The 24,634-nt window shown below is 52.9% G+C and carries 24 protein-coding genes; 16 read left to right on the top strand and 8 right to left on the bottom strand.

Translation table 11 applies throughout. The features are described from left to right. Window positions 1-62 precede the first annotated feature (62 nt). Window positions 63-212 (top strand): hypothetical protein, encoded by a 150-nt coding sequence (locus ACFOMG_RS11225; RefSeq protein WP_376866686.1) that lies wholly within the window; start codon window positions 63-65, stop codon window positions 210-212. A gap of 5 nt (window positions 213-217) precedes the next feature. Here ACFOMG_RS11225 and ACFOMG_RS11220 read toward each other — a convergent pair whose 3' ends face one another. After that, on the bottom strand, window positions 218-508 hold the full coding sequence (locus tag ACFOMG_RS11220) for an EAL domain-containing protein (RefSeq protein WP_376866684.1): 291 nt from the start codon (window positions 506-508) through the stop codon (window positions 218-220). A 250-nt stretch (window positions 509-758) separates the two neighbouring features. Here ACFOMG_RS11220 and rep point away from each other — a divergent pair, with 250 nt between their 5' ends. The 3 genes from rep (at window position 759) to ACFOMG_RS11205 (ending at window position 3,955) form a co-directional block, all read left to right on the top strand. After that, a complete protein-coding gene (gene rep, locus ACFOMG_RS11215) occupies window positions 759-2,786 on the top strand; it encodes a DNA helicase Rep (RefSeq protein WP_376866682.1) in 2,028 nt (675 codons plus the stop codon). A gap of 99 nt (window positions 2,787-2,885) precedes the next feature. After that, a complete protein-coding gene (locus ACFOMG_RS11210; RefSeq protein ID WP_376866681.1) occupies window positions 2,886-3,575 on the top strand; it encodes a 2OG-Fe(II) oxygenase in 690 nt (229 codons plus the stop codon). A gap of 98 nt (window positions 3,576-3,673) precedes the next feature. After that, window positions 3,674-3,955, top strand: coding sequence for a hypothetical protein (locus ACFOMG_RS11205; RefSeq protein ID WP_376866680.1), 282 nt, complete (start codon window positions 3,674-3,676; stop codon window positions 3,953-3,955). Window positions 3,956-3,977: 22 nt separating this feature from the next. Here ACFOMG_RS11205 and ACFOMG_RS11200 read toward each other — a convergent pair whose 3' ends face one another. The 4 genes from ACFOMG_RS11200 to pomA form a co-directional block, all read right to left on the bottom strand. Further along, entirely contained in the window at window positions 3,978-4,703 is a 726-nt protein-coding gene (locus ACFOMG_RS11200) for a 16S rRNA (uracil(1498)-N(3))-methyltransferase (protein ID WP_376866679.1), read from the bottom strand. Between the two features lie 93 nt (window positions 4,704-4,796). Next, window positions 4,797-5,369 (bottom strand): PilZ domain-containing protein, encoded by a 573-nt coding sequence (locus ACFOMG_RS11195; RefSeq protein WP_376866677.1) that lies wholly within the window; start codon window positions 5,367-5,369, stop codon window positions 4,797-4,799. Window positions 5,370-5,409: 40 nt separating this feature from the next. Beyond that, a complete protein-coding gene (locus tag ACFOMG_RS11190) occupies window positions 5,410-6,405 on the bottom strand; it encodes a flagellar motor protein MotB (RefSeq protein WP_376866675.1) in 996 nt (331 codons plus the stop codon). Between the two features lie 43 nt (window positions 6,406-6,448). Next, a complete protein-coding gene (gene pomA / locus ACFOMG_RS11185) occupies window positions 6,449-7,204 on the bottom strand; it encodes a flagellar motor protein PomA (RefSeq protein WP_376866674.1) in 756 nt (251 codons plus the stop codon). A gap of 174 nt (window positions 7,205-7,378) precedes the next feature. Between pomA and ACFOMG_RS11180 the strand changes: the two genes are divergently transcribed. The 5 genes from ACFOMG_RS11180 (at window position 7,379) to ACFOMG_RS11160 (ending at window position 13,632) form a co-directional block, all read left to right on the top strand. Next, window positions 7,379-7,663: an exodeoxyribonuclease VII small subunit gene (locus ACFOMG_RS11180; protein WP_376866673.1), complete on the top strand. Its 285-nt coding sequence runs from the start codon at window positions 7,379-7,381 to the stop codon at window positions 7,661-7,663. Next, window positions 7,663-8,541 carry a (2E,6E)-farnesyl diphosphate synthase gene (gene ispA, locus ACFOMG_RS11175; RefSeq protein WP_376866671.1) on the top strand — a complete coding sequence of 293 codons (879 nt, stop codon included), beginning with the start codon at window positions 7,663-7,665 and terminating at the stop codon, window positions 8,539-8,541. Before ACFOMG_RS11180 ends, ispA begins: the two co-directional genes overlap by 1 nt. Window positions 8,542-8,654: 113 nt before the next feature. Continuing rightward, complete coding sequence (gene dxs, locus ACFOMG_RS11170) at window positions 8,655-10,526, top strand: 1-deoxy-D-xylulose-5-phosphate synthase (protein ID WP_376866670.1); 1,872 nt, start codon at window positions 8,655-8,657, stop codon at window positions 10,524-10,526. 75 nt (window positions 10,527-10,601) lie between these two features. Beyond that, the gene (locus ACFOMG_RS11165) at window positions 10,602-12,290 is read left to right on the top strand and encodes a sensor histidine kinase (RefSeq protein ID WP_376866669.1); all 1,689 of its coding nucleotides are present in this window, start codon (window positions 10,602-10,604) and stop codon (window positions 12,288-12,290) included. Beyond that, window positions 12,277-13,632, top strand: coding sequence for an HD domain-containing phosphohydrolase (locus ACFOMG_RS11160; protein ID WP_376866668.1), 1,356 nt, complete (start codon window positions 12,277-12,279; stop codon window positions 13,630-13,632). The genes ACFOMG_RS11165 and ACFOMG_RS11160 overlap by 14 nt, the downstream gene beginning before the upstream one ends. Here the strand turns inward: ACFOMG_RS11160 and ribA are convergent. Continuing rightward, on the bottom strand, window positions 13,614-14,261 hold the full coding sequence (gene ribA, locus ACFOMG_RS11155; protein ID WP_376866667.1) for a GTP cyclohydrolase II: 648 nt from the start codon (window positions 14,259-14,261) through the stop codon (window positions 13,614-13,616). The genes ACFOMG_RS11160 and ribA overlap by 19 nt on opposite strands. Window positions 14,262-14,391: 130 nt before the next feature. Here ribA and ACFOMG_RS11150 point away from each other — a divergent pair, with 130 nt between their 5' ends. From ACFOMG_RS11150 to ACFOMG_RS11120, 7 genes are all read left to right on the top strand, one after another. Next, a complete protein-coding gene (locus tag ACFOMG_RS11150; RefSeq protein ID WP_376866666.1) occupies window positions 14,392-15,072 on the top strand; it encodes a zinc metallopeptidase in 681 nt (226 codons plus the stop codon). A 163-nt stretch (window positions 15,073-15,235) separates the two neighbouring features. After that, window positions 15,236-16,279 carry a PstS family phosphate ABC transporter substrate-binding protein gene (locus ACFOMG_RS11145; protein WP_376866665.1) on the top strand — a complete coding sequence of 348 codons (1,044 nt, stop codon included), beginning with the start codon at window positions 15,236-15,238 and terminating at the stop codon, window positions 16,277-16,279. 98 nt (window positions 16,280-16,377) lie between these two features. Then, window positions 16,378-17,751: a phosphate ABC transporter permease subunit PstC gene (gene pstC / locus ACFOMG_RS11140; RefSeq protein WP_376866664.1), complete on the top strand. Its 1,374-nt coding sequence runs from the start codon at window positions 16,378-16,380 to the stop codon at window positions 17,749-17,751. Continuing rightward, complete coding sequence (gene pstA, locus ACFOMG_RS11135) at window positions 17,744-19,030, top strand: phosphate ABC transporter permease PstA (protein WP_376866663.1); 1,287 nt, start codon at window positions 17,744-17,746, stop codon at window positions 19,028-19,030. The genes pstC and pstA overlap by 8 nt, the downstream gene beginning before the upstream one ends. A 57-nt stretch (window positions 19,031-19,087) precedes the next feature. Further along, on the top strand, window positions 19,088-19,891 hold the full coding sequence (gene pstB / locus ACFOMG_RS11130) for a phosphate ABC transporter ATP-binding protein PstB (RefSeq protein ID WP_376866662.1): 804 nt from the start codon (window positions 19,088-19,090) through the stop codon (window positions 19,889-19,891). Between the two features lie 25 nt (window positions 19,892-19,916). Beyond that, window positions 19,917-20,630: a phosphate signaling complex protein PhoU gene (phoU, locus tag ACFOMG_RS11125; RefSeq protein ID WP_376866661.1), complete on the top strand. Its 714-nt coding sequence runs from the start codon at window positions 19,917-19,919 to the stop codon at window positions 20,628-20,630. 313 nt (window positions 20,631-20,943) lie between these two features. After that, window positions 20,944-21,867: a porin gene (locus ACFOMG_RS11120; RefSeq protein WP_376866659.1), complete on the top strand. Its 924-nt coding sequence runs from the start codon at window positions 20,944-20,946 to the stop codon at window positions 21,865-21,867. 68 nt (window positions 21,868-21,935) lie between these two features. Here ACFOMG_RS11120 and ACFOMG_RS11115 read toward each other — a convergent pair whose 3' ends face one another. Continuing rightward, entirely contained in the window at window positions 21,936-23,669 is a 1,734-nt protein-coding gene (locus ACFOMG_RS11115) for a diguanylate cyclase domain-containing protein (protein WP_376866658.1), read from the bottom strand. After that, the gene (locus tag ACFOMG_RS11110) at window positions 23,666-24,595 is read right to left on the bottom strand and encodes an ABC transporter substrate-binding protein (protein WP_376866657.1); all 930 of its coding nucleotides are present in this window, start codon (window positions 24,593-24,595) and stop codon (window positions 23,666-23,668) included. Before ACFOMG_RS11110 ends, ACFOMG_RS11115 begins: the two co-directional genes overlap by 4 nt. Window positions 24,596-24,634 lie beyond the last annotated feature (39 nt).

Here is a 24,634-nt window from a genome sequence, read left to right as displayed (position 1 = left end):
AAGCTGGGCTGCTATGGTGATAACAGCTTCGACGTAATCCGATCTGACTGCTGGAGGCCGGAATGAAACCACCACTGAACCTGCTGATCTTTTTGTTGTTGCTGTTGCTGGTGATTGCCGGACTCAGCTACTGGCATACTCAGCGGCAGAACCCCTATGACTCCGGAGTGTTCTTTGGCCAACACACTCAACCGGCAGCCGGTTATTGCTGAATATTTCAGAATAAACTGTGCTGATAAAAGTCGCGGGAGGTGGGAAACCCCTCCTGTGCATACCGGATCAGCGTGTCGAGCTGCAACGGCGCGGAATATAAAAAGCCCTGAATCCGGTCACAACCCAGCGCCTGCACCAGCCTCAGGCAGTGTTCATCTTCAACCCCCTCTGCGGTGGTTTCAAGCTTCATGCGTTTGGCCAGCTCCAGCATACTGCGAACGATATGAGCCTGGGATTCATTATCGGCCATGGGCGCAACAAACGAGCGATCCAGCTTAATGCCGGTAATGGGCAAAGTTGCAGTGCCAGTTGCAGGTCTGTCGAATATGGGCTTGCAGACATAACATTCCAGAGCCCGATGATCAGGCAATTCGCTTTCTTGGAGAGGTTAACATGCAGAAAATAATCAAGGCTGACAAGTAGTTGGCGCTAAACGCTCAGACTTTGTGCTAAGTCTGGTAACAGGCCGGGTGGAATAAAGGATTTATTCAGCGGCCGCTGCTGCTAAAATGCCCGGCCTATCTCATTCTGTACCGAGGAACCCCGTGGTCGATCTCAGCCAGCTAAACCCCCGTCAACGTGAAGCCGCCAAATATATTGATGGGCCATTGTTGGTACTTGCCGGCGCCGGCTCGGGCAAAACCTCGGTGATCACCCGAAAAATCGCCTATCTGATTGGTAGCTGCGGCATCAAGGCGCATCATATCGCGGCGGTGACTTTCACCAATAAGGCCGCACGAGAGATGAAAGAGCGGGTCAGTTCGCTGGTGGGGAAAGGCGGGGCCAAAGGTCTGACGGTATCCACCTTCCACAACCTGGGGCTGAACATCATCCGCTTTGAGAATAAAACAGCCGGTTATAAACCGGGTTTTTCCATTCTCGACCAGGACGATTGTAAAGGGATTATTCGCGATGTAATGCACCGTGAACACGGTGATGACGGCGATATGATTGAACTGGTACAGAATGCGATTTCCAGTCTGAAAAATGACCTGATCGAGCCCCATCAGGCGATTGAGATGGCGACCAGCCCGCAAGAGATGATGATTGCCCAGACCTACGAAGTCTATCAGCGCATGCTGAGGGCTTATAACGCCGTCGACTTCGATGATCTGATTATGGTGCCGACGCTGCTGTTTATGAAACATGAAGAGGTACTGGCGCGCTGGCAGAAAAAGATTCGTTACCTGCTGGTGGACGAATATCAGGATACCAATACCAGCCAGTATGAACTGGTGAAATTATTGGTTGGTCACCGTACCGGCCTGACGGTGGTGGGTGACGACGACCAGTCGATTTATGCCTGGCGGGGCGCCAAACCGGAAAATCTGTCGTTGCTGAAAAAGGATTTTCCAACACTGAAGCTGGTAAAGCTGGAGCAGAACTATCGTTCCACCGGTCTGATTCTGAACGCCGCAAACCGGGTAATTGATAACAACCCGCACGAGTTTGAGAAAAAACTCTGGTCCGATAAAGGGTATGGCGATCCGATCCGGATTTTAAAATGCCGTAACGACGAAGTGGAGTCTGAGCGTATCGCCACCGAAATTGTCGAACGACGGTTACGTTATGGCTGCGGTTATAAAGATTTTGCTGTGTTGTACCGGGGTAATCACCAGTCGCGGGTGATTGAAATGAAATTACAGGCGTATCAGGTTCCCTATAAACTCAGTGGCGGTCAGTCGTTTTTTGGCCGTAACGAAATTAAAGATATTATGGGGTATTTGCGGCTGTTAATTAATCCCAGTGATGACGCCGCATTTTTACGGATTATTAATACCCCGCGCCGCGAAATCGGCCCAACGACCATCGAAAAGCTGAGCGAATATGCCGCCATGCGTGGCATTTCAATGATGTCAGCCACCACCGAAATGGGGCTGGAACAAATGTTAATGCCCAAAGCGGTGGATCGTTTGCGCCGCTTTGGCCACTGGCTGGAAAACATCACCAAAAATGCCTACACCGATGACCCGGTTGCTGCGATCAAAGAGATGATTGCAGACATCGATTACGAAGGTTATTTATTGCAGAATTCCGGCACTCCGAACCAGGCCGAACGACGCATGAAAAACGTCTGGTTCCTGATTGATTCGGTTAATAAAATGATCGAAAAAGCGGATGAAGTGGGTGAGGAAGTAACCATCGAAGATGCGGTGGGTAAATTAATTCTGCGTGACATGATGGAACAGCAGGAACAGGAAGACGAAACCGATCAGGTGCAGCTGATGACCTTGCATGCATCCAAAGGTCTGGAGTTTCCTCACGTCTATATCATGGGCATGGAAGAAGAGCTGATGCCTCACCGCAACAGTATTGAAGCCGATACCATCGAAGAAGAGCGGCGCCTGATGTACGTGGGGATCACCCGGGCAAAACGCACACTGGCATTAACCTACGCCGGCAAACGACGTCAGTATGGCGAAGCCATCACCACCACACATTCCCGTTTTCTCGACGAATTACCGCCGGACGACATCACCTGGGAAGGGCGCGATGAAAGCTCAGAAGAAGAAAAAAAGCAGCGAGGTCAGGAAACCTTATCCAGCCTGAGAAATATGCTGGCAGACTTCTGAAATTACGATTAATCATGCGACTCGTGACGAGCAGATTATATCGTTGGTGTTCTGATTGTGGCTGGGCCAGTATCGCCGGCCCAATCAGGACACGCCATCATGACCTTTTCTACCTGCGCCACAGCGGCCGCAGTCAGCCCCTCATCCGATGACCTTGTTTTTGAACATATTTGCCAGGATCTGACCCGCCAGGGGTACAGTATTCAACCGGCGGCATTACCCGCCGGGCTGGCACAGGCTCTGGCGCTGTTGGCCAGCGACGACAGCCACGGAGGATACCGCCAGGCCGGCATTGGTCGCGGTATTCAGCATCTCACCGACCGTTCGGTCCGCAACGATCAGATCCGCTGGATCGACGAGCAGGGTCCGCTAGAGGCGAAATGGCTGGACTGGAGTACACGCTTACGTGGCTATCTGAACCGGCGTTTATTTCTGGGTTTATCTTTTTTTGAATCACATTTTGCTCATTACCCGCCGGGGCATTTTTATCAGCGTCATGTGGATGCTTTTCGTGGTCAGGCCAACCGCACTCTGACGCTGGTGACTTACCTGAATCATGACTGGCAGCCCGGGGATGGCGGCGAGCTGGTGCTGTATCGTGATGAGCAGGATGTATCCGGTATCCGGATAACGCCGCAGATGGGAACGCTGGTGGTGTTTCTCAGTGAAGAATTTCCCCACGAAGTGTTACCGGCGCAGCGTGATCGTTATTCGATTGCCGGTTGGTTTCGCAGCGCAGGCGCACAGCAATTACCGCTCAGCCATGACGGCCAGATGCCCGGACGTTAATTACTGATCGACAGGATAAAAATTATTTGTTTTTCAGTGCCATTATTCCCGGCCATGATGAATCGATGATTTTTTAACGGCGATAACGGGAAAAACCGATGAAATGGATCATAATGACCAGCTTGTTGCTGATGTCTGCGGGCCTGCTGGCCAGCGATGACGAACAGGACTATCCGTTGGCAACGGAATATGACAGTGAGCAGGCCGACACGGACCTGGTCGCGCCTCCGGAGGTGGTGAATGACCTGGTCGCTGTATGCAAAGACTGGGCGCTGTCCGATGCTGTCAGCGACGCTGAACTGCCGGCTTATGTACTGGATTGTGTGAATCAGGAGTTAACCAGCCAGGGCTACCAGGCGCTAGCACAGCTGGAGCGATAGCAACCGGAAACAGCAACCTGAGTTAAAAATCGCCCCACTGAAACTGAAACACACTGAGCGCCGCCAGAGCGGCGGTTTCGGTTCTTAATACCCGCGGCCCCAATGTCAGCCCGGCGAAACCCGCCGCCATTGTTTGGGCAACCTCGGTTTCACTGAAGCCACCTTCCGGGCCAACCAGTAAGGCCAGGCTGACCGGGGCGGGATAATCCTGCAGTGCTTTTTGTTTATGAGGGTGTAAGGTGAATTTCAGTTGTTCCGGGGTTTGCTGACACCAGTCGGCAAAATGACGCGGCGCGTGAATTTCCGGTATCCGGTTACGACCGGATTGCTCACAGGCGGCAATCGCCACCCGCCGCCAGTGCTGCAGTTTTTTCTCCAGTCGCTCACCTTTTAACCGCACTTCACAACGTTCACTCCAGAGCGGAGTGATTTCGCTGATACCCAGTTCCGTGGCTTTCTGGATAGTAAAATCCATACGGTCACCTTTGGAAATAACCTGGCCCAGATGCATGGTCAGAGTGGGCGTTGGATCGGTGCGTAACAGGGAAAACACCTCGGCAGCGGCAGACTTTTTTGCGACCTGACATAACCGGGCGGCGTATTCATGTCCGTCGCCATTAAACAGACGAATGCCATCGCCGTCTTTCAGGCGTAACACCCGCAACAGATGACCAACGGCAATGTCGTCCAGTTCAATCTGCTGCTCAGGGGACAGGGGTTGGTCACAATAAACGCGTGGGCCAGACATACAATACGCTCGGCGGCAAAAAAGCGCAGTATAACGGAAATAAATGTCTATCGCTCAGCGCGGGTGCTGCACCGCATTCGCGCTGAAAATAGTTCAGTCATCGTTGGCAGAATCTTCACTGCGCAATTTCAGATGGCGGTTCTGCAGCTGGAATAAATGCTGAATCAGTACTTCCTGCTCAGCTTCGCGCAGATCGTGAAAATCAATCCGTACCAGATCCGGTTCACCGGCCAGCGGATTTTTGTCAATGGAAATGACCCGGCCAGTCAGCGATAACTCGGTATTCGAGGGTTTCAGCTGCATATGTAATAACAGATGATCTTCCGCTTTCACCGTTTCGTGGGTATGGAAAGCCATACCGCAGGCACTGAGGTTAATGCGGGTACGAGCTTCGGTGGCATTCAGTTCGGGTTTATTGCTGCCTGTCAGGTGGGTACCGCCTAACAGGTTGATTTTCTGATTAAACAGTTCCAGTAAGCGGCCGATGGTGGGGTTTTGTGAACGCAGCTGGCTGATATGGCTGCCGATCTCCTGCTCCAGCTGGGCCAGCTCATCTTTTTGTTGTTGATGACTTTCACGCCAGGCCGCAACCTCTTCACGGCTGAGCGTCTGAAAATCGAGAATGACCTCGTCATCGAGGCGGAAAAAGCGGCGTCTGTCTTCCATTTTTGTGTCAGATTCCTCTGCTTAAAGCGGCTAAAACGGCTCAGAAAATCTCATTCGGGCGCAGCTCAAAATCTTCCGGGCGCGCGTTCAGAGCATCTTCAACTCGGTTGTCATCAGACTGAATTTCCGGCTGGTCGTCGTCATCACCTTCCCGGGAACGCAGAATAATAATTTCCACCCGGCGGTTACGCTCCCGGGCCTCATCACTGTCATTCGGCACCAATGGCATTTTGTCGGCGTGGCCAACAATCTGAAAGCGTTCTTCGTTCATTTCCGGGGCGATAAATAATTCTTCGGCAAAGGCCGCTGCCCGGGCCGTCGATAAACCCCAGTTGGTGCGGAAGCGGCCACCACGAATCGGAATATCATCGGTATGACCTTCCACTGAAATTTTACCCGGTACGGTTACCAGTACTTCGCGGATTTTATCGATCACCGGTAAAAATTTATCTTCAATGTAATCGGAGCCGGAACGGAAGGCTCCGCGCTGCTGAATACGGATGATAATTTTTTTACCGGAAGTTTCGATCTCTACCTGACCCTCAGCAATTTCATCTTCCAGCTGAGCCGCCATATCCAGTGCCTCGGCTTCGGCAGCTGCGGCCTCCGCGGCCAGGGTTTCGGCGGTGTTGCTTTCCACGACCACATCCCGGGTCATCTTGCCCTGATCTCCCTGAGCTTCTTCCTGCTGGGTCACTTCATCCTGGCACAATACCTCCAGCGAACTTTTGGTAATATCACTGGTTTTCTGGCGAATTTCATTGATCGGTGTCGGTTCCGGAATCGATGGGCTGAAATGCCGGGCAATCACGGACGTGCCCTTGGGGGGATCGCTGACGTTGATCAGGGTTTGCACGCCAAACGCTTCGCGCAGCTCACCCGCCAGGCGTTTGAACTTCAGCGCGTCCATTTCTGAAAACGACAACAGCAGTACAAAAAAGCACATCAGCAGCGACATCAGGTCGGCGAAGGTCATTACCCAGGCGGCCCCGACGGGTGGGCAGGGTGGGCATTCCTGTTCTTCTTCTGCGGACATAATTCTCAGATAACCTTAAACAAGTCTGCGTTAATGGTCCGGATTAATCCGTCACCGTACGTTTGCCTTCCTGAATATAGGACTGCAGCATGGTTTCGATAACCCGCGGGTTCTGGCCACTCTGAATCGCCAGCAAGGCATCGATAATCATGGCTTTCAGGCGGTCTTCCTCGTCCATACGCAACGTCAGTTTGTCGGCTACCGGCAGGGCGAACATAGTTGCCATCATGGCGCCGTACAGAGTGGTCAGCAACGCAACAGCCATAGCCGGACCAATCGCTTTGGGGTCGTCCATATTGGCCAGCATGGCCACCAGGCCAATCAGGGTACCGATCATGCCCATCGCCGGAGCAACGTCACCCATGGCTTTAAAAATAGAGGCGCCAACCACGTGGCGGTCGAGGGATAATTTTTTTTCTTTATTCAGCAGCGTACGTACCACGTCGGGGTCATGACCATCCACTAACAGCTGAATGCCTTTGGCGAGAAAATCATCACTGACTTCTTTACCCTCCAGTGATAACAGGCCACCTTTACGGGCCAGGCCGGCCAGTTCGACCACTTCCTCAATCACGGGCTCAGGCTTGCTGAGTTTAAACATAAAAGCCTTGATCATGACACTGGCGGCGCCCAGTATCTGACCCAGCTCATATTTCATCATCACAGCGAAGATGCTGCCGACAACAACGATTAACAACGACGGTACGTTGACAAACATGGTGATATCGCCGCCCAGTATCATGGCAAAAATAACGATACCGAAGGCGCCGACCAGTCCGACTAGGGTTGCGAGATCCACTACTGCTCCTTGCGTATATCCAATGGCGAAAGACGAATCAGGTGTAGAACGGAGAGTCCACCCTAGAGTTTAGTCAAACTTTGTGGTTCTTCCTGTTCAATCACTAATTAACGACCAATTGCATTCTGGTCGGGGGCGGTTTAGTGTTGCCGCTATCTGAACAGGCCCATTGTTATGACTGACCAACACCCTTCTGAGCAACATCATTCTGAGCAACACACAAACGCAACTCAGCCCGGCTTTGAATTTGAAACCGCACTGACACAGCTGGAACAGCTGGTGCAGCGTATGGAAAGTGGCGAGCTGTCGCTGCAGGACTCATTGCAGGCGTTTGAACAGGGAGTACAGCTGACCCGGCAATGCCAGCAGGCACTCAGCAGTGCAGAACAGCGGGTGCAGATTCTGATGGAACAAAACGGGCAGTCAGTACCCTATCCGTTTCAGGAAGGTGAACAATAATGCAGGCATTACTGGCACAAGTGCAGAGCCGGGTTGAGCAGCAGTTATTACAACGGCTGGAAGAATTACAGCTGGCCGATGCCCGCCTGGCGCAGGCCATGCAGTATGGCCTTCTGAACGGTGGCAAACGGTTACGGCCGTTTCTTACTTATGCCACAGCCAGTGCGCTGGGCGGCAGCTGGCAACAGGCTGATGCTGCCGCTTGTGCGCTGGAGATGGTGCACAGTTATTCGCTGGTACACGATGACCTGCCGGCGATGGATGATGATGATTTACGCCGTGGTAAACCGACCTGTCATATCGCCTTTGATGAAGCGACGGCTATTCTCGCCGGTGATGGCTTATTAACGGCAGCGTTTGAGGTGTTATCGCAGGCGCCGTTATCGGTTGCTCAGCGGCTGCAGCTGATTCAGATCCTGGCCCGGGCTGCCGGGGGTGCTGGCATGGTAGCTGGTCAGGCGATCGACCTGAGCCATGTGGGTAAAAGTATGACGTTGCAGCAACTGGAAACCATGCACCGTCATAAAACCGGGGCACTGATCTGTGCGGCGGTGGATATGGGAGCCTGTTCGGTGCTGGAACAGATTCCGGCCGACATCGCCACGGCTTTAGGGCGTTACGCCAATGCCGTGGGTCTGGCGTTTCAGGTTCAGGATGACATTCTCGACATCGAAAGTGATACCGCAACGCTGGGCAAAGAGCAGGGCGCGGATGTGGCACTGAATAAACCGACTTATCCCGCCTTACTGGGGCTGGATGGTGCCCGCCAGAAAGCCCGTGAGCTGGTGGATGAAGCGCGTGATGCTCTGCAGGCGTTGCCGGGTGACAGCAGCATTTTAGCGGCACTGGCAGGTTACATCATCGAACGTGATCACTGATCACGAGCGTCGGGCAAAACTACTAATAAGGCGCACAAACCGTTAGAATGTGCGCCTTTTTTACAGGCGCACTCAGTCAAAACAGACGCCGCTACCGGAATTGTGATTATCTGATGTTTACCGAAATTCCAAGCACCCGACCTTCAACTCCGCTGCTCGACAGCGTGAGTGTGCCGGCCCAGCTGCGCGAACTGGATGCGGAACAGCTGCCTCAGCTGTGTCATGAGTTGCGTGAATACCTGCTTTACAGTGTTGGCCAGTCTGGCGGTCATTTTGGCGCGGGTCTGGGAGTGGTTGAGCTCACCGTGGCGCTGCATTATGTCTTTAATACCCCGGACGATAAACTGGTGTGGGACGTTGGCCATCAGGCTTATCCACATAAAATCCTGACCGGCCGGCGTGATGCCATGACAGCCATCCGCAGTGAAGGTGGCCTGGCGGCATTCCCGTTGCGGACGGAAAGTGATTACGACACCTTTGGCGTGGGCCATTCCAGCACCTCGATCAGTGCGGCGATGGGAATGAGCCTGGCGATGCGTGCGCAGGGCAAAGATAATCAGGCGGTGGCAATCATCGGTGATGGTGCCATGACCGCCGGCATGGCATTTGAAGCGCTGAATCATGCCGGCCACGAAAAATCCGACCTGCTGGTGATTCTCAACGATAACGACATGGCGATCTCCGACAACGTCGGAGCGCTGAACAAATATTTTACCCGTCTGTGGTCCAGCCAGACTTACACCAGTCTGCGCGAAGGTGGCAAAAAAGTGTTGGGTAAAATCCCGGCGGCCTGGGAATTTGCCCGGAAGACCGAAGAACATATGAAAGCCATGGTGGCTCCCGGTATCTTTTTTGAAGAGCTGGGTTTTAACTATTACGGCCCGATCGATGGTCATGATACGGCCGAGCTGGTGCACACGCTGGAAAACCTGAAAAAACTGCCGGGGCCTAAATTCCTGCATGTTGTTACCAAAAAAGGCAAAGGTTTTGCGCCGGCAGAAGCCGATCAGATTAAATACCATGCGTTAAAGAAAACCAGTGCCGCCAGCCAGGCGCCGGCTAAGCCGAGCTATTCCAATATTTTTGGTCGCTGGTTATGTGATATGGCCGCGGCCGATGAGCGCCTGATGGGCATTACGCCGGCCATGCGTGAAGGCTCCGACCTGATTCGTTTTTCTGAATTGTATCCACAGCGTTATTTCGATGTGGCGATTGCCGAACAACATTCGGTGACGCTGGCCGCAGGTCTGGCCTGTGAAGGGGCCAAGCCGGTACTGGCAATTTATTCCACCTTCCTGCAACGTGGTTACGATCAGCTGATTCACGATGTGGCTCTGCAGAATCTGGATGTGTTATTTGCCATCGATCGCGCAGGCCTGGTCGGCGAAGACGGCCCGACCCACCACGGCGCTTATGATCTCAGCTACCTGCGTTGCATCCCCAATATGGTGGTGATGGCACCGTCGGACGAAAATGAATGTCGCCAGATGTTATACACAGGCTACCAGTATCCCGGCCCGGCAGCGGTGCGTTATCCACGGGGCTCAGGTGCCGGGGTCAGTGTTGAAAACACCATGACGGCACTGCCGATAGGTAAAGGTGTGGTACGGCGCCGCAGTGCCGCAGAAGCCGGCCAGCGGGTCGCGCTGCTGGCCTTTGGTGCGCCGTTACAGCTGGCGCTGGACGTGGCACAGCAGCTGGATGTCACGATTGCCGATATGCGTTTTGTGAAACCGCTGGATGAGGCGCTGGTCGAGCAGCTGGCGGCGGATCATGATCTGCTGATTACGCTGGAAGAAAACGCCATCGCCGGCGGCGCCGGCAGTGCTGTGCTGGAACATCTGGCCAGTCAGGGGATCACTACCGCATGTCGTCAGCTGGGTATTCCGGATCGTTATGTCGAACACGCTGCACCGCAGCAGCAATGGCAATACGTTGGCCTGAGCGTTGACGCGGTATTGGACACCATCCGTCAGAATCTCTGAATACGACAGTTGACCGGTCGTTTTTTTATCAGATAGTGCTTAACTTAAAGCGAATCACCGCTTGGGTTAAGTATCGTGTTAAGCCGATTTTCTTTTGCTGCATTATTGCTGGCGTTGGTGACGGCGACACTCAGCTATCAGTTGCTGAAGCCGTTGGAAGAACGCCGCGCCACTACTGTTGCCGATCAGGTGCTGGAGCAGGTCTACCTGCGTGCGTTGCGTGAGTTTTATGAACTGGCGGCGACCGCACGCGAATCTCTGGTTGCCGATGCACCCTGGCAGGTGCCGGATGCCATTCTGCCCTACAGCAGTGACAGCAGCTTTTCTCATATCTGGCGTATTCAGTTCGACCTGCAGGACATGTCGGCGGTGGTCACTCCCCAGCCTGCGGGTCATCCCCGAGCGTTGCTGGTGTTTCATAAATCTCAGGCGGGTCAGAACGGCCAGCGTCAGGTGCTGCTGGATCTGCACGAATGGCTGGCAGGCCTGAGTGAATATGCCGGTTTCGGGCGCTTGCAGTTACAGCTGGAATATCGCGGTCAGGCGATGTTTGACGATCCTCAGAACGAACACTCCTGGTTTGAACGCCCCGACTTTATGACCCCGGATTTTGTCCTCAAAATTGAGCGCGAGCCGTTGTTGCAACAGCTGCGTTCATCACGGGTGATGTGGCTGGTGTCGCTGGGCGTTGGCCTGCTGGTGTTTGTGCTGTTATCGCTGTTACATCGTGCCCGGCTGGCTCATCAGCAAACCGAGCAGCAGCTGCAGCAGACTTACGATGAGCTGGCCGGAACCACCGAATTTTTGCGCGAACAAATGTTGCGCACCGCCCACAGCCATAAAGAATTACTCAAACGCCATTACGAACTGAAAGACGTGAACAACGATCTGGATCAGGTGCAAAAACGGTTATTGTTATCCGAGCGCCTCGCCAGCCTGGGCGAAATATCGGCTGGCATCGTACATGAGATTAATAACCCGGTGGCGTATATCGGTTCTAACCTGCGTGAGTTGGCACACGACCTGGAAAACCTGCAGGCATTTATCAAACGGCTGGATCAGGCTTCCGACAGCCTGGAAGAAGAATCACCTTTTTATCAACAATTGTTATCTGCTTATCAGCAACTGGATATTCAGCATGTCTGTGAGGATGCACCGGATAAAGTACAGGATTGTATTGCCGGTATTGAACGGGTGAAAAAAATCATCCTCGACATGAAACGTCTCAGCAGTAAAGGCGCAGCGGATAAACGTCTGGCGAACCTGAACGACGATATCGGCAGTGTGATTAACATCGCCAGCAATCGCCTCGGCGACAACATTACCTTAACTACTGAGCTGGCAGAGCTACCGGATATTTTCTGCAACAGCTCGCAGATTGCCCAGGTGGTGACCAATATGATCGTTAATGCCATTCAGGCGCTGGATGATCAGCCCGGGGAAATCCGGCTGCAGGAAACACTGACTGACAGCGATATTCAGCTGACCATCTGTGATGACGGGCCGGGGATGAGTAAAGAGGTGGCAGCCCAGGTATTTGAACCGTTTTTTACCACCAAAAGCTCCAACCAGGGCAGCGGTATGGGGCTGGCGTTGTGTTACAAAATCGTGAATGAACATGGCGGCTGGATCGACCTGCAAACGGCGCCCGGTGAAGGGTGCTGTTTTACCATCCATCTGCCACTGGCGAAGGAACAGGCGGAAGACGACCGGCCAGCCGGAGCACCGCTGGCAAGCAACAACGGAGAGGATGATGTTAAGTAATCAGAATATGCCGCGCAGTGCTGATGAAAACCGGCCACGATTATTAATCGTTGATGATGAAAGTGAGGTACGGCGGGCGTTGCGCCGTTTGTTCCGGCGTAATTACGATGTCCTGGACGCCGCAGGCGGTGCCGAAGCACTGGAGATTCTGCAGGATGAACAATTTGATCTGATTATCAGCGATATGCGGATGCCGGGTATGTCCGGCGCTGAGTTGCTGAAGTCCTGTTATTTGTTATATCCGGATATGGCACGGCTGCTGTTAACCGGTTTTTCCGACCTGGATTCCACCATTCTGGCAGTTAATGAAGGACGTATTCATCGCTACGTCGGCAAGCCCTGGGACAATGATGAACTGAACGCCATCGTGGCTGAAATTATCGACCTGCATCAGCTGAAATCGGCCAATGAGTCGCTGAATGCCCGGGTAGTGGAACAAAACGCCGAGCTGGCGCGGCTGAACCGCGAGCTGGAGCAAAAATACCTGCAAAAGTCCGATCAGGTCGGCGAAGCAGAAAGCAAACTGCGCGAGGCCTATCGCTCGCTGCACCATGAATTTAACAGTATGGTGCATATCCTGACCGGCCTGATCGAAGCCCGTATCGGTGAAGAACCCGGCAGCACGGAAAAATTTGCCCGGCTGGCGAAATCGTTTGCCGAGTTTGCCGGCTTGCAGGGGCAGCAGATTCAGGATGTGTATTTTGCCGCGCTGTTAAAAAACTTCGGTAAGGTCAGTTTGTCCGATGCCGTGATCCGTAAATCACTGACCCAGCTGAACGCCAACGAAAAAAAGGAATACGCTCATTTCAGCGTAAACGGCCAGACCTCGCTGATGTTACTGGAGCCGCTACAAAACGCCTCGAATATCATCCGCTCGCACACCGAGCTGTATAACGGCCGGGGATTTCCCGATCGTCTCGCCGGTGATGCCATTCCGCTGGAGGCGCGCATCCTGCGCATCGCCAGTGATTATGTTGAGCTGCAGCGTGAGCATAACTTTCTCGGAGAAAAACTCAGCGAAGAAAATGCCCGGATTTATCTGCTGAAAATGGCATCGCAGCGTTACGACCGTGAGCTGGTGGATGTCTTTATGGATGTGCTGGAGGATTTCAGTGAAGGGGTTGTTTCTCAGGTGGAGCGTATCACCATTAGGGAGGCCCGGGCGGGTATGGTGCTGGAAGATAATCTCTACAGTCCGTCGGGTACCGTGTTGTTATCTGCGGATACCTGCCTGACAGAACGTCATATCGAAAAGTTGCGGGCGTTACAGCGTCAGTTTGAAGGACATGACATTATGCTGCATATCGCCCGGCAGGATGCCAATCAGGCGTCGTCGTCCTGATGACTGATCAGCGGCCGGTCGTCACTTTGTGGTACATCGCCTTGTGGTAAATAGTGACCCAGCTTGCTGGCTTTGGTTTTCAGGTAGCTGTCGTTGTGAGGGTTACGGCCAACTTCCAGCGGCACACGTTCAACCACATCAACACCGGCATCACTTAATGCTTTGACCTTACGCGGGTTATTGGTCATCAGGCGGATGGCTTTAATTCCCAGCTGGTCCAGCATAGGCTGGCACATAGAATAATTACGCATATCAGCGCCAAAACCGAGCTGTTCGTTGGCTTCTACGGTATCAGCCCCCTGATCCTGCAGGTTATAAGCACGGATTTTATTCAGCAGACCAATACCACGGCCTTCCTGACGCAGATATAACACCACGCCCCGGCCGGCTTCGGCCACTGCGCGCAGGGCTTCTTCCAGCTGATAACCACAATCACAACGCATGGAAAACAGCGCGTCGCCGGTCAGGCATTCGGAATGTGCCCGGGCCAGTACCGGCTCGCCGTCGCTGACATCGCCCATCGTCAGAGCAACGTGTTCCTTGCCCGTGCCGGCTTCTTCGAAGCCATGCATGGTGAACACCCCAAACGGAGTAGGCAGTTTGGAGGATGCGATGAATTGAATACTCAAGGGGCTGACCTCTGATAACCGAAACAGATCATAAAACAGGGCGCGTATTCTAGCAGCGAAGCCCAGTCGTGACTAATTTCGCGTTAGAATTGTTCGTCCCATAGATAAACGATTGCGGGAAGAACGCGTCATGATCTGGTTAGTGATATTGCTGCTACTGCTGTTGTTACTCAGTGCTCCGGGCATCTGGGTGCAGCACGTGTTAAAGAAATACAGCCGTCCAAGGCCGGACTTTCCCGGTAACGGCGCTGAAATGGCGCGTCATCTGCTGGATAAGCTGGCGATTGATAACGTCGGGGTCGAAGTGACAGCGGACGGTGATCATTACGATCCTGAAGCACGCATGGTACGGCTGACGGCGGACAAAATGGAGGGCAAAAGCCTGACGGCTGCAGTGGTGGCCGCCCACGAAGTCGGCCATGCGCTGCAACATCATAATAACGAAGTGTTATTTCACAGCCGTACCTGGCTGGCACATATCGCCTACTGGGCACAAAAAGCAGCGCCGCTGGCGCTGTTGCTGGCACCGCTACTGATCAGTGTTGCGCCGGCTGCGTCACGCTGGGCGTTGCTGGCGGCGCTGTTATCGATGCTGCTGGGCACGCTGATGCACCTGGTAACCCTGCCGGTGGAGTGGGATGCCAGCTTTAATAAAGCATTACCTATGCTGCAGCGGGGCAACTATTTTGCCGCTGACGATATGCAGGCGGCGCGGCAGATTCTGCGCGCGGCGGCGCTGACCTATGTTGCGGGTTCTTTGGCCAGCCTGCTGAACGTCTGGCGCTGGCTGCGTTACCTGAGACGCTGGTGATTGTGGGCAGGGGAGAGGCTGCTGGTTCGGGTGTCATATTTCTGCAACGCAAATGTCATAAATAAGGTGTGTGTCATATTTCTGTAACATTGCTGTCAAATAATGCCCGGCAACAAATGATCAACTACCGATGACCGCGCAGCGGTTCAAGAAGGAAGTCTCTATGAAAAAAGTATTGTTGACCGGTGCGGCGCTGATGGCAGCCGCGATAAGCACCACTGCTCAGGCAGAGCGCGACTATATCAGCATCGTTGGTTCTTCAACGGTTTATCCGTTCTCCACCGTGGTGGCCGAGCGTTTTGGTAAAACCACCAACTTCCGCACCCCTAAGGTGGAATCAACCGGTTCCGGCGGCGGTCTGAAGCTGTTCTGTAGCGGTGTGGGTGAAAACACGCCGGATATCACCAACGCTTCCCGGGCGATTAAATCTTCTGAAATTGAGCTGTGTGCCAAAAACGGCGTTAAAGACGTCGTTGAAGTGATGGTCGGTTACGACGGTATCGTGCTGGCGAACACCACTGCTGCGAAACAGATGGAACTGAGCCGTAAGGACATCTTCCTGGCGCTGGCGAAAAACGTACCGAACCCGGATGGCTCAGAGACTCTGGTGGAAAACCCTTACCAGAACTGGAGCGATGTTAATCCGGCGCTGCCGAACCGCAAAATTGAGGTATTAGGTCCACCACCAACGTCCGGTACCCGTGATGCGTTTGTTGAGCTGGCAATGGAAGGTGGCTGCAAGCAGATCCCTTTCATCAAGGCGATGAAAAAACAGGACAAGAAAAAGTACAAAGCGGTGTGCCACGGTATGCGTGAAGACGGTGGTTACATCGAAGCCGGTGAAAACGACAACCTGATCGTGCAGAAGCTGGTGGCGAACCCGAATGCACTGGGTATCTTCGGCTTCTCCTTCCTGGAAGAGAATGACGACAAAGTGCAGGGTTCTCTGATTGACGGCAAACTGCCGACCTTTGACGCGATTTCTGAAGGTGATTATCCGGTTAGCCGTTCATTGTTCTTCTACGTGAAGAAAGCACACATCGGTGTGATTCCTGGTATCGAAGAATACCTGGCTGAATTTACTTCCGAACGTGCGATGGGTGAAGATGGTTACCTGGCTGATAAAGGCATGATTCCGATGTCTGATGAAGAACGTGCCAGCGTGATAAAAACCGTTAAAAACCTGACACCTCTGGCCGGCAAATAAGCCGCCAGACGGGCTCAGCGATGCTGCAGAGCCGAGGCCAAGCGCCTCGGCTTTTGCACATAAAAAACACTCACACTGAAACGCCATGAGTTCAAACCATGAATTACAGTAGTTTGCTAATTGCAATTGTCATCTTTCTCGGTGGCGCCTATTTATTAGGTCGTAACCGCGCCCGGGCGATTGCAAACCAGGGTGGTAATCTGCATTCCCTGCCAACCCATTATGGTGCCCTGATGGCACTCTGGACCGGTTTGCCTGCCATCCTGTTATTGATTATCTGGAGCCTGTTACAAGGGCCGGTGATTGATCATCTGCTGGTGGCTCAGCTGCCGGACGTAATTCAGCAGGGGTCTGCGATCGATATCCAGCTGGCGCTGAGCAAGGTACATAACCTGGCCAGCGGTGCCGGTATTGCGGCCGTACCTGAGCTGGAGCCGGCGGTGGAGCACCTGCAGGCCCTGCAGGAACGTACTCGCCTGTTAAATGCCGGTGCCGTGCTGACTCTGGCGCTGGTTGGTTTAGGTCTGAGCTGGCGGCGTATTCAGCCGCAGATGCGCGCCCGTACCGAGGTGGAAAAAATTGTCAGCCTGTTACTGCTGTCGAGTTCGGCGGTGGCGGTATTAACCACGGTGGGTATTCTGGCGTCGGTGTTGTATGAAGCCTGGATGTTTTTCCATAAAGTCAGCCCGATTGAGTTTTTATTCGGTACTACCTGGTCTCCGCAGGTGGCGTTACGTGCCGATCAGTCCGGCTCCTCCGGTAGTTTTGGTGCGGTGCCGCTGTTTGCCGGTACCTTATTGATTTCCCTGATTGCGATGGTGATTGCCGTGCCGGTTGGCCTGATGTCGGCCATTTATTTATCCGAATACGCCACCGTGACCGTGCGTAAATACGCCAAACCGGCGCTGGAAGTGCTGGCCGGTATCCCGACTGTGGTGTACGGCTTTTTCGCGGCGTTAACGGTGGCTCCGGCTATCCGTACGCTGGGTGAAAGTGCCGGACTGGCGGTGTCGTCAGAAAGCGCGCTGGCAGCCGGCCTGGTGATGGGGGTGATGATTATTCCGTTTGTGTCTTCCTTGTCGGATGACGTCATCAACGCGGTGCCACAATCCCTGCGTGACGGCAGTTATGGCCTCGGGGCTACCCGCAGCGAAACCGTACGTCAGGTGGTGATTCCGGCGGCGTTACCGGGCATTGTGGGTGCCGTGATGCTGGCAGTGTCGCGCGCCATTGGTGAAACCATGATCGTTGCCATGGCCGCAGGTCTGGCAGCCAACCTGACGGCGAATCCGCTCGACAGCGTAACCACCGTCACGGTTCAGATTGTGACCTTGCTGGTGGGTGACCAGGAGTTTGATTCACCAAAAACACTGGCCGCATTTGCCCTGGGTCTGGTGTTGTTCCTGGTAACGCTGGCACTGAACTATGCCGCCCTGAAAGTCGTACAGAAATATCGAGAGCAATATGACTAATCTGACTCACTCCAGTTTAACCACGCGCGAAAAGGTTGAAAAAAGCATGACTCGCCGCCGTGCGGCAGAAACCCGTTTCCGGGTGTACGGCGTGGCGTCGGTGTTATTTGGCCTGTTGTGCCTGGTGGTGTTATTCGGCGATATTCTGTCGAAGGGGACCTCGGCTTTTCGCCAGACGGTCATTGAACAACGTATTCTGATCGATGCGGATTACCTCGGTATTAACGCCGCGTCGAGCGACGAGGAAATTCGTTTTGCCAACTTTGAGGGGCTGGTTAAACGCCATCTGAAAACCACACTGCAACCCCAGGGGCGTAAACAACGCCGTGCTTTATATGGCCTGGTCAGTGCCGGAGCGTCGTGGCAGATTCAGAATGCGGTACTGGCGGATCGTTCACTGCTTGGTCAGCAGGTCGACTTTACTCTGATTGCCGATGACGCGGTGGATCAGTGGTATAAACACGATCGGCCGAAAGGGTACGATGGCCATTTTTCCGCTGCCGAGCTGGAATGGATGAACGCCTGGGTCGACAGCGGAGTTATGTATACCCGCTTTAATAAGTTGTTTTTTACCAATGGGGATTCGCGTGAGCCGGAACTGGCGGGTATCCGCGGTGCGATTACCGGTACTTTCCTGACCCTGATGGTGACCTTCCTGTTGTCGTTCCCGATTGGTGTGGCGGCGGCTATCTATCTGGAAGAATTTGCGCCGCGTAACCGTTTTACCGAGCTGGTAGAAATCAATATTAATAACCTGGCGGCGGTACCTTCGATTACCTTTGGTTTGCTGGGTCTGGCGATTTTTATCAATATGTTTGGTGTGGCGCGCTCCACTCCGTTAGTGGGTGGTCTGGTATTAACACTGATGACCTTACCGACCATTATTATTTCCGGCCGTGCAGCGATTAAAGCGGTGCCACCCAGCATTCGTGAAGCGGCTTATGGCCTGGGGGCGTCAAAAATGCAGGTGGTATTCCACCATGTGTTGCCACTGGCTCTGCCAGGTATGTTAACCGGTGCCATCATTGGTATGGCTCAGGCGCTGGGGGAAACTGCACCACTGCTGATGATTGGTATGATCGCCTTTGTGGTGGATGTACCTGGCTTTGTTGATGACCCATCCACTGTGTTGCCGGTGCAGATTTTCCTCTGGTCCGACAGCCCGGAACGTGCCTTTACCGAGCGTACCTCGGGCGCCATTATGGTGTTATTAGGCTTCCTGATTATTATGAATACCGCTGCGGTCTGGCTGCGCCGCCGCCTGGAGCGTCGCTGGTAAGGCTTAGCCTTAAGACGCTGGAAAACGAATTAACGAATATCTGGATTTTTAAACATTATGAGCATCATCGAAAATCACCAGACGGACGGCACGCCGTTTTCTGACAACGCCAAATTGCGGGCGCGTGACGTGCAGGTATTTTATGGCGAGAAACAGGCGATTTATAACGTCAGCCTGGATATCGGCGCTAACGAAGTGATTGCCTTAATTGGCCCGTCCGGTTGTGGTAAATCGACTTTTTTGCGCTGTTTAAACCGCATGAATGACACCATTGATATCTGTAATATTCAGGGTGAAATTCTGCTCGACGGCGAAAATATTTACGACCCGAAAGTGGATGTGGTGCCGCTGCGTGCCCGTGTTGGCATGGTTTTCCAGAAGCCCAACCCGTTCCCGAAATCGATTTACGACAATATCGCTTATGGCCCGCGTATTCACGGCCTGGCATCGTCGCGCGTCGATCTGGACGAAATTGTTGAAAAAAGTCTGCAACGTGCCGGTTTGTGGAATGAGGTGAAGGATCGCTTACACTCACCTGGTACCGGGTTATCGGGTGGTCAGCAGCAGCGCTTGTGTATTGCCCGTACCATTGCGGTTGATCCGGAAGTCATTCTGATGGATGAGCCCTGCTCGGCACTGGACCCGATTGCAACGGCTAAAATTGAAGAATTGATTGATGAGCTGCGTGAGAATTACACCATCGCCATCGTGACCCACTCAATGCAGCAGGCAGCCCGGGTATCGCAACGGACAGCGTATTTCCATATGGGCCAGCTGATTGAGGTTAATCCGACCGATCAGGTGTTCACAACGCCGCAGCATTCATTAACAGAAGCCTATATCACCGGTCGTTTCGGATAAGGCCTGCACCTAAAAGGACACCCCCATGGACATGAATTTTAACCAACATATTTCCGGCCAGTTTAATGCTGACCTGGAAGCCATCCGTAACCATATGATGGGCATGGGTGGCCTGGTTGAGCGCCAGGTGGCAAATGCGATCGACGCGATTTGTTCCGGTGATACCAGCTCAGCTGACGATATTATCCGTCGTGAAGACGAAGTGGATAAAATGGAAGTGAATATTGATCAGGAATGCACCCAGATTCTGGTGCGGCGCCAGCCGGCTGCTTCCGATCTGCGTATGGTGCTGGCGGTTTCCCGGGTGGTTCGCGATCTCGAGCGCATCGGTGATGAAGCCTGTAAAATTGCCATTCACGCGTTGGAAGTAGCCGATAAAGGGCGATCCGAAATTTGTCAGCAGGCGATCCGTTATATGGGTCAGGAAGTCACCAAAATGATCTCCGGGGCGCTGGATGCCTTTGCCCGTCATGATGTCGACGGTGCGATTGAAGTGGTGCGTAACGACAAACTGGTGGATAACCAGTACGCCGCGGCATTGCGGGAATTGATGACTTATATGATGGAAGACCCGCGCTCAATTTCTCAGGGGATTAATATCCTGTGGATTCTGCGTGCCATCGAACGGATCGGTGACCACGCCCGTAATATTTCAGAGCAGGTGATTTACCTGGTCAGCGGCGAAGACGTGCGTCATAGCAGCCTGACCGAAATGGAAGAGCAGGCCCAGAAGGACTGACTCTCTGCTGCCTGCCCGCAACGGGCAGGCTGTCATTTTTCGGCCTGACGGCCATTTCCCCGGATACTGCTGATTCATCTGCTAATCTGACATCAGACCTGAGCGGTTTATTGTGAGGGCGGACGTTATGGCGGCGGAACATGGCAGGCCTGAGTGTCATATTACTGTCTTATGATTGTCATTTTTCTGCAATAAAATACCTCGTCGTAACAAAACTGTAATCTTGATGAAATAAATTTGTCATCAGTTCGGTGGCGCCACAACTTCATACTGCGGTGGCTGCCAGATGTATAGATAACTCTGGATTAATACGATGAAAAAGACTGCTTTATTTCTGGCTCTGACCGCTCCGGTACTGGCACACGCTGAAACGATTGAAATTGATATGCCGGATTTCTACGGCAAGCTGAACCTGTCGGTACAGAATGCGAATGAAGATGGCAACAGCTTCAGCGAAGTTAAATCCAATGCTTCCCGTCTGGGGGTAAAGGGTAAAGGTGAGTTAAATCACGGTCTGACGGCAATCTACCAGGTTGAATACGAAACCAACCCGGATGATGGCGACAAGAGTGGTGAAACCTTTACCCAGCGTAATACCTTCGCGGGTCTGCAGGGCGGTTTTGGTGAAGTGATTGTGGGTATGTTTGATACACCACTGAAAAAGCTGCAGAAAAAAGTCGATCTGTTTAACGACCTGGAAGGTGATATTAAAAACGTTATCACCGAAAGTGATAACCGTAAAGAAAACAGCGTTCAGTACACCTCGCCTAAGTTTGCGGGCCTGCAGCTGAAGGTGGATCAGATTGCTTCTGAAGATGAAACCAGCACCCGTAAGGATGGCACCTCAGCCAGCCTGACGTACAGCCGTGACAACTACTACGTTGGCGTGGCATATGACACCAAAGTGGAATATAACAAGACTGACGTGTTGCGAGCGGTTACTCAGCTGAATCTGGGTGATGCACAGCTGGGTGTTTTATGGGAAAAGCAGGACAACGACGGCGACAAGACTGAAGGCTGGCTGGCATCAGCCGCTTACAAGCTGGGTGCGGTAAAACTGAAAGCCCAGCATGGTGAGTCCGAAATTAACAATGATGGAGGTGCCCGTACCACGTCAGTGGGTGCCGACTATAAGTTAGGCAAAGGTGCTAAAACTTATGTGTATTACACCGCGAATAACTTCAGAGCAGCCGACAACAGCGAATACGCCGGTGTTGGTATTGAATATAAGTTCTGATCACTGATCAGAAGCTGGTAAAAAATCCGTTGTGGCAACACAACGGATTTTTTTATGCGCCTGAGAAACTACAGCTTCGGATTCAGTTCCAGCCCCGGGGAATAAAAATAATAACAACCACGGCCGGCAGCTTTGGCAGAATACATAGCGACGTCCGCCGCTTTATTCAGTTTGCTGATACTGTTGCCATGCTCCGGAAAAATGGCGATACCGATACTGACGCCGATATGAATTTCATTGCCGTCAATTTTCAGCGGTTGGGAAATAACATCAATAATTTTGTCACAGATCTGGCCAATGTCTTTGCGCTGGCTGTTGGCATTCAGGTTGCTGAGAATAATGGTGAACTCATCACCGCCTAAACGGCTGACGGTATCGGATTCCCGCACACAACCTAATAATAAATCCGCTACCCGGATCAATAACTTATCGCCGGTTTCATGACCAAGTGTGTCATTGACGTATTTAAACTTATCCAGATCGAGAAATAGTACCGCGGCACTGCAGCCCTGACGTTTGGCCTGGAATAATGTCTGCTCCAGCCGGTCATGGTACAAGGCGCGATTGGGCAATTGGGTCAGCTGATCAAAGTAGGCCATATTTTCCAGCTTTTCTTCGGTGCGCAGCTGCTCAGTAATATCTTTAGCCACGGCCAGAAAACCGGTTAAAGCACCGTCTTTATCCCGGATCGGGCTGACCGATAAGCGCACCGGCAGGCGGCTGCCATCTTTGCGTAAATAACTCCAGTTATGTTCGTCCACCGAGTCATGACGGGCTTTGGCGGCCAGTGCTTCAAAGCCAATCGGCACCACCTCGCCCAGTTGCTCACTCAGGTAACGGGCGCGCTCTTCGATCTCCAGCGGATCATGAAACAGGCATAACGACTGGCGGCCAATCAGCTCCCGGGCGCTGTAACCCAGCATGGTTTCTGCCATCGGATTCAGCGTCTGAATCATGCCTTTGGTATCCGCGGTAATCATACTGTAGTTGGCACTTTCGATGACCGCCTGGGTCAGTTGCTGGTTGTAAATCAGTGCCTGTTCATCCTCGCTGAAGCGACTCAGCAGCTGATCAATTTTATTACCGATTTCGGCTATTTCATCCGCACCACCGGGGTTGATCCGCTGGTTTCGTGCGCCCTGTTGCCATTGGCGTAATATTTCGTGAATTTTAACCAGCCGCCGGCTGATCAGCAGATCCAGCGTGGCGATTAATAGCAACATGCCAACCGCAATCGACAGCGTGATATAAATGGTCTGGCGGAATAAGTCGCCAATGGCTTCATCCAGGAGAATCTTCAGGTCTACCTGGTACAGGATAAAACCACAGGACTGGCCGCGCAGACCGAGGCCGAATTCCCGGGTACAGACATTGATCATACCGGTGATCAGCCGGTTATCTGCATCGGTCCAGTTATGGCTGGTGTATTGTTCCAGAGTGTTCTGGATGGCTTTACGGTAGTGCACCAGGCTGCTTTGTCCCCAGTGCCGGCCCAGATCCTGCGGCGTGGTGGATGCCGTAATCTGGCCCTGAGTGTCGGTAATGACCAGCGCCTTAAGGTCAGGTTCGGATAACTTACCGGCATGGATCTGGCGTAATAAGCTGATGCTGTTATTTTCCAGCGCGTATTCCACCAGACCCTGCAATTTGTTCAGCTCCATATTGATGTGGTGTTTTGCCTGACTGACGATACGTTGCTCGGTTTGTGCACGCACCGTCAGGTAGCCGGTGATGGTCACCAGCACACAAAAGATCATAATAATCAGCGGTACAAAAAATCGCAGCGGCAGATAGTAAGTCATGGCTCTACGAATTCGACACTTAACAGGTTGGTGACAGAAACATCCTGATGCAGCAGTTGATTGCCTTTCATGGTTTCCGCCAGACGCTGTAATGAAATTTCCAGCAGCGCCGGGCTACCGGTCATCAGCTTGAGCGTTTTTTTCCGGTCGGGAAATTCCAGTCCCCGCAAGCTGCGGCCGACATCCTGCGGTGAAATTTTCTGCCGTTCTGCGATATAGCGCTGGCTGTTTTCCGGGTGCTTTTTCATATGCTCCAGCGCCCGGAACCAGCCGTCGGTCAGTTGTTGCAGCTCATCGCGGCGTTGGTCCAGTAACTCGGTATGGACAACCAGTACATCGACAATCTCCCCGGGAATCTCACGGGAGTTAAATATCTCCCGGGCGCCGTTAGCCAATAACTGACTGCGTACCGGTTCGTAGGTGACCACGGCGTCGACTTCCTGTTTCAGATAAGCTTCCAGCTGTTCGTTATTTTCTTTATTGACCGGGCGGATGTCCTGTAGCTGCAACTGGCCGATATCCAGCGCCCGGGTTAATACATAAGCGCCCACTGCTGTGGACTCAACGGCAACCCGCTTGCCTTTTAAATCAGTTAAACGGTTTATCGGCGGGCGGGCTAGCAGGGCGTCAGATCCGTTTGAAATATCACAGATCAGGAACACGGTAACCGGCAGTTTTTTTTCACGCAGCTGAATCACCTCATCCAGAGTCAGCGCTGCTACTTCCAGTGCCTTGTTGCGGAATGAGCGCATCACCTCGCTGCTGGAGGGGTAATTAATAATACGGATATCGCGGTTATAAAAGCCATTATGTTGGGCTAAATATAAGGGCTCATAACCGCTCCACATGGTGGTTCCGACCTTTAGTGGACTGGCATTAACGGCCCAGCTCAGGCAGCACAACAGCAGGCAGAGTACAGATTTCATGGTTGTCACAACAGTTGATTATTATGCTGCAAGTGTAGT

Origin of the sequence: Bacterioplanoides pacificum (assembly GCF_042648445.1) — a bacterium.
Classification (GTDB): domain Bacteria; phylum Pseudomonadota; class Gammaproteobacteria; order Pseudomonadales; family Oceanobacteraceae; genus Bacterioplanoides; species Bacterioplanoides pacificum.
This window is presented reverse-complemented; position numbering and strand designations above follow the sequence as displayed.

What these genes read in the sequence shown, in the direction of transcription:
- dxs (WP_376866670.1), top strand. Translation starts at nt 8,655, where the DNA reads ATGTTTACCGAAATTCCAAGCACCCGACCTTCAACTCCGCTGCTCGAC.
- ispA (WP_376866671.1), top strand. Translation starts at nt 7,663, where the DNA reads ATGCAGGCATTACTGGCACAAGTGCAGAGCCGGGTTGAGCAGCAGTTA.
- ACFOMG_RS11210 (WP_376866681.1), top strand. Translation starts at nt 2,886, where the DNA reads ATGACCTTTTCTACCTGCGCCACAGCGGCCGCAGTCAGCCCCTCATCC.
- ACFOMG_RS11225 (WP_376866686.1), top strand. Translation starts at nt 63, where the DNA reads ATGAAACCACCACTGAACCTGCTGATCTTTTTGTTGTTGCTGTTGCTG.
- ACFOMG_RS11115 (WP_376866658.1), bottom strand. Translation starts at nt 23,669, where the DNA reads ATGACTTACTATCTGCCGCTGCGATTTTTTGTACCGCTGATTATTATG.
- phoU (WP_376866661.1), top strand. Translation starts at nt 19,917, where the DNA reads ATGGACATGAATTTTAACCAACATATTTCCGGCCAGTTTAATGCTGAC.
- ACFOMG_RS11120 (WP_376866659.1), top strand. Translation starts at nt 20,944, where the DNA reads ATGAAAAAGACTGCTTTATTTCTGGCTCTGACCGCTCCGGTACTGGCA.
- ACFOMG_RS11190 (WP_376866675.1), bottom strand. Translation starts at nt 6,405, where the DNA reads ATGTCCGCAGAAGAAGAACAGGAATGCCCACCCTGCCCACCCGTCGGG.
- pstA (WP_376866663.1), top strand. Translation starts at nt 17,744, where the DNA reads ATGACTAATCTGACTCACTCCAGTTTAACCACGCGCGAAAAGGTTGAA.
- ACFOMG_RS11150 (WP_376866666.1), top strand. Translation starts at nt 14,392, where the DNA reads ATGATCTGGTTAGTGATATTGCTGCTACTGCTGTTGTTACTCAGTGCT.
- ACFOMG_RS11205 (WP_376866680.1), top strand. Translation starts at nt 3,674, where the DNA reads ATGAAATGGATCATAATGACCAGCTTGTTGCTGATGTCTGCGGGCCTG.
- ACFOMG_RS11200 (WP_376866679.1), bottom strand. Translation starts at nt 4,703, where the DNA reads ATGTCTGGCCCACGCGTTTATTGTGACCAACCCCTGTCCCCTGAGCAG.
- ACFOMG_RS11195 (WP_376866677.1), bottom strand. Translation starts at nt 5,369, where the DNA reads ATGGAAGACAGACGCCGCTTTTTCCGCCTCGATGACGAGGTCATTCTC.
- pstB (WP_376866662.1), top strand. Translation starts at nt 19,088, where the DNA reads ATGAGCATCATCGAAAATCACCAGACGGACGGCACGCCGTTTTCTGAC.
- ACFOMG_RS11180 (WP_376866673.1), top strand. Translation starts at nt 7,379, where the DNA reads ATGACTGACCAACACCCTTCTGAGCAACATCATTCTGAGCAACACACA.
- ACFOMG_RS11160 (WP_376866668.1), top strand. Translation starts at nt 12,277, where the DNA reads ATGATGTTAAGTAATCAGAATATGCCGCGCAGTGCTGATGAAAACCGG.
- ACFOMG_RS11145 (WP_376866665.1), top strand. Translation starts at nt 15,236, where the DNA reads ATGAAAAAAGTATTGTTGACCGGTGCGGCGCTGATGGCAGCCGCGATA.
- ACFOMG_RS11110 (WP_376866657.1), bottom strand. Translation starts at nt 24,595, where the DNA reads ATGAAATCTGTACTCTGCCTGCTGTTGTGCTGCCTGAGCTGGGCCGTT.
- pstC (WP_376866664.1), top strand. Translation starts at nt 16,378, where the DNA reads ATGAATTACAGTAGTTTGCTAATTGCAATTGTCATCTTTCTCGGTGGC.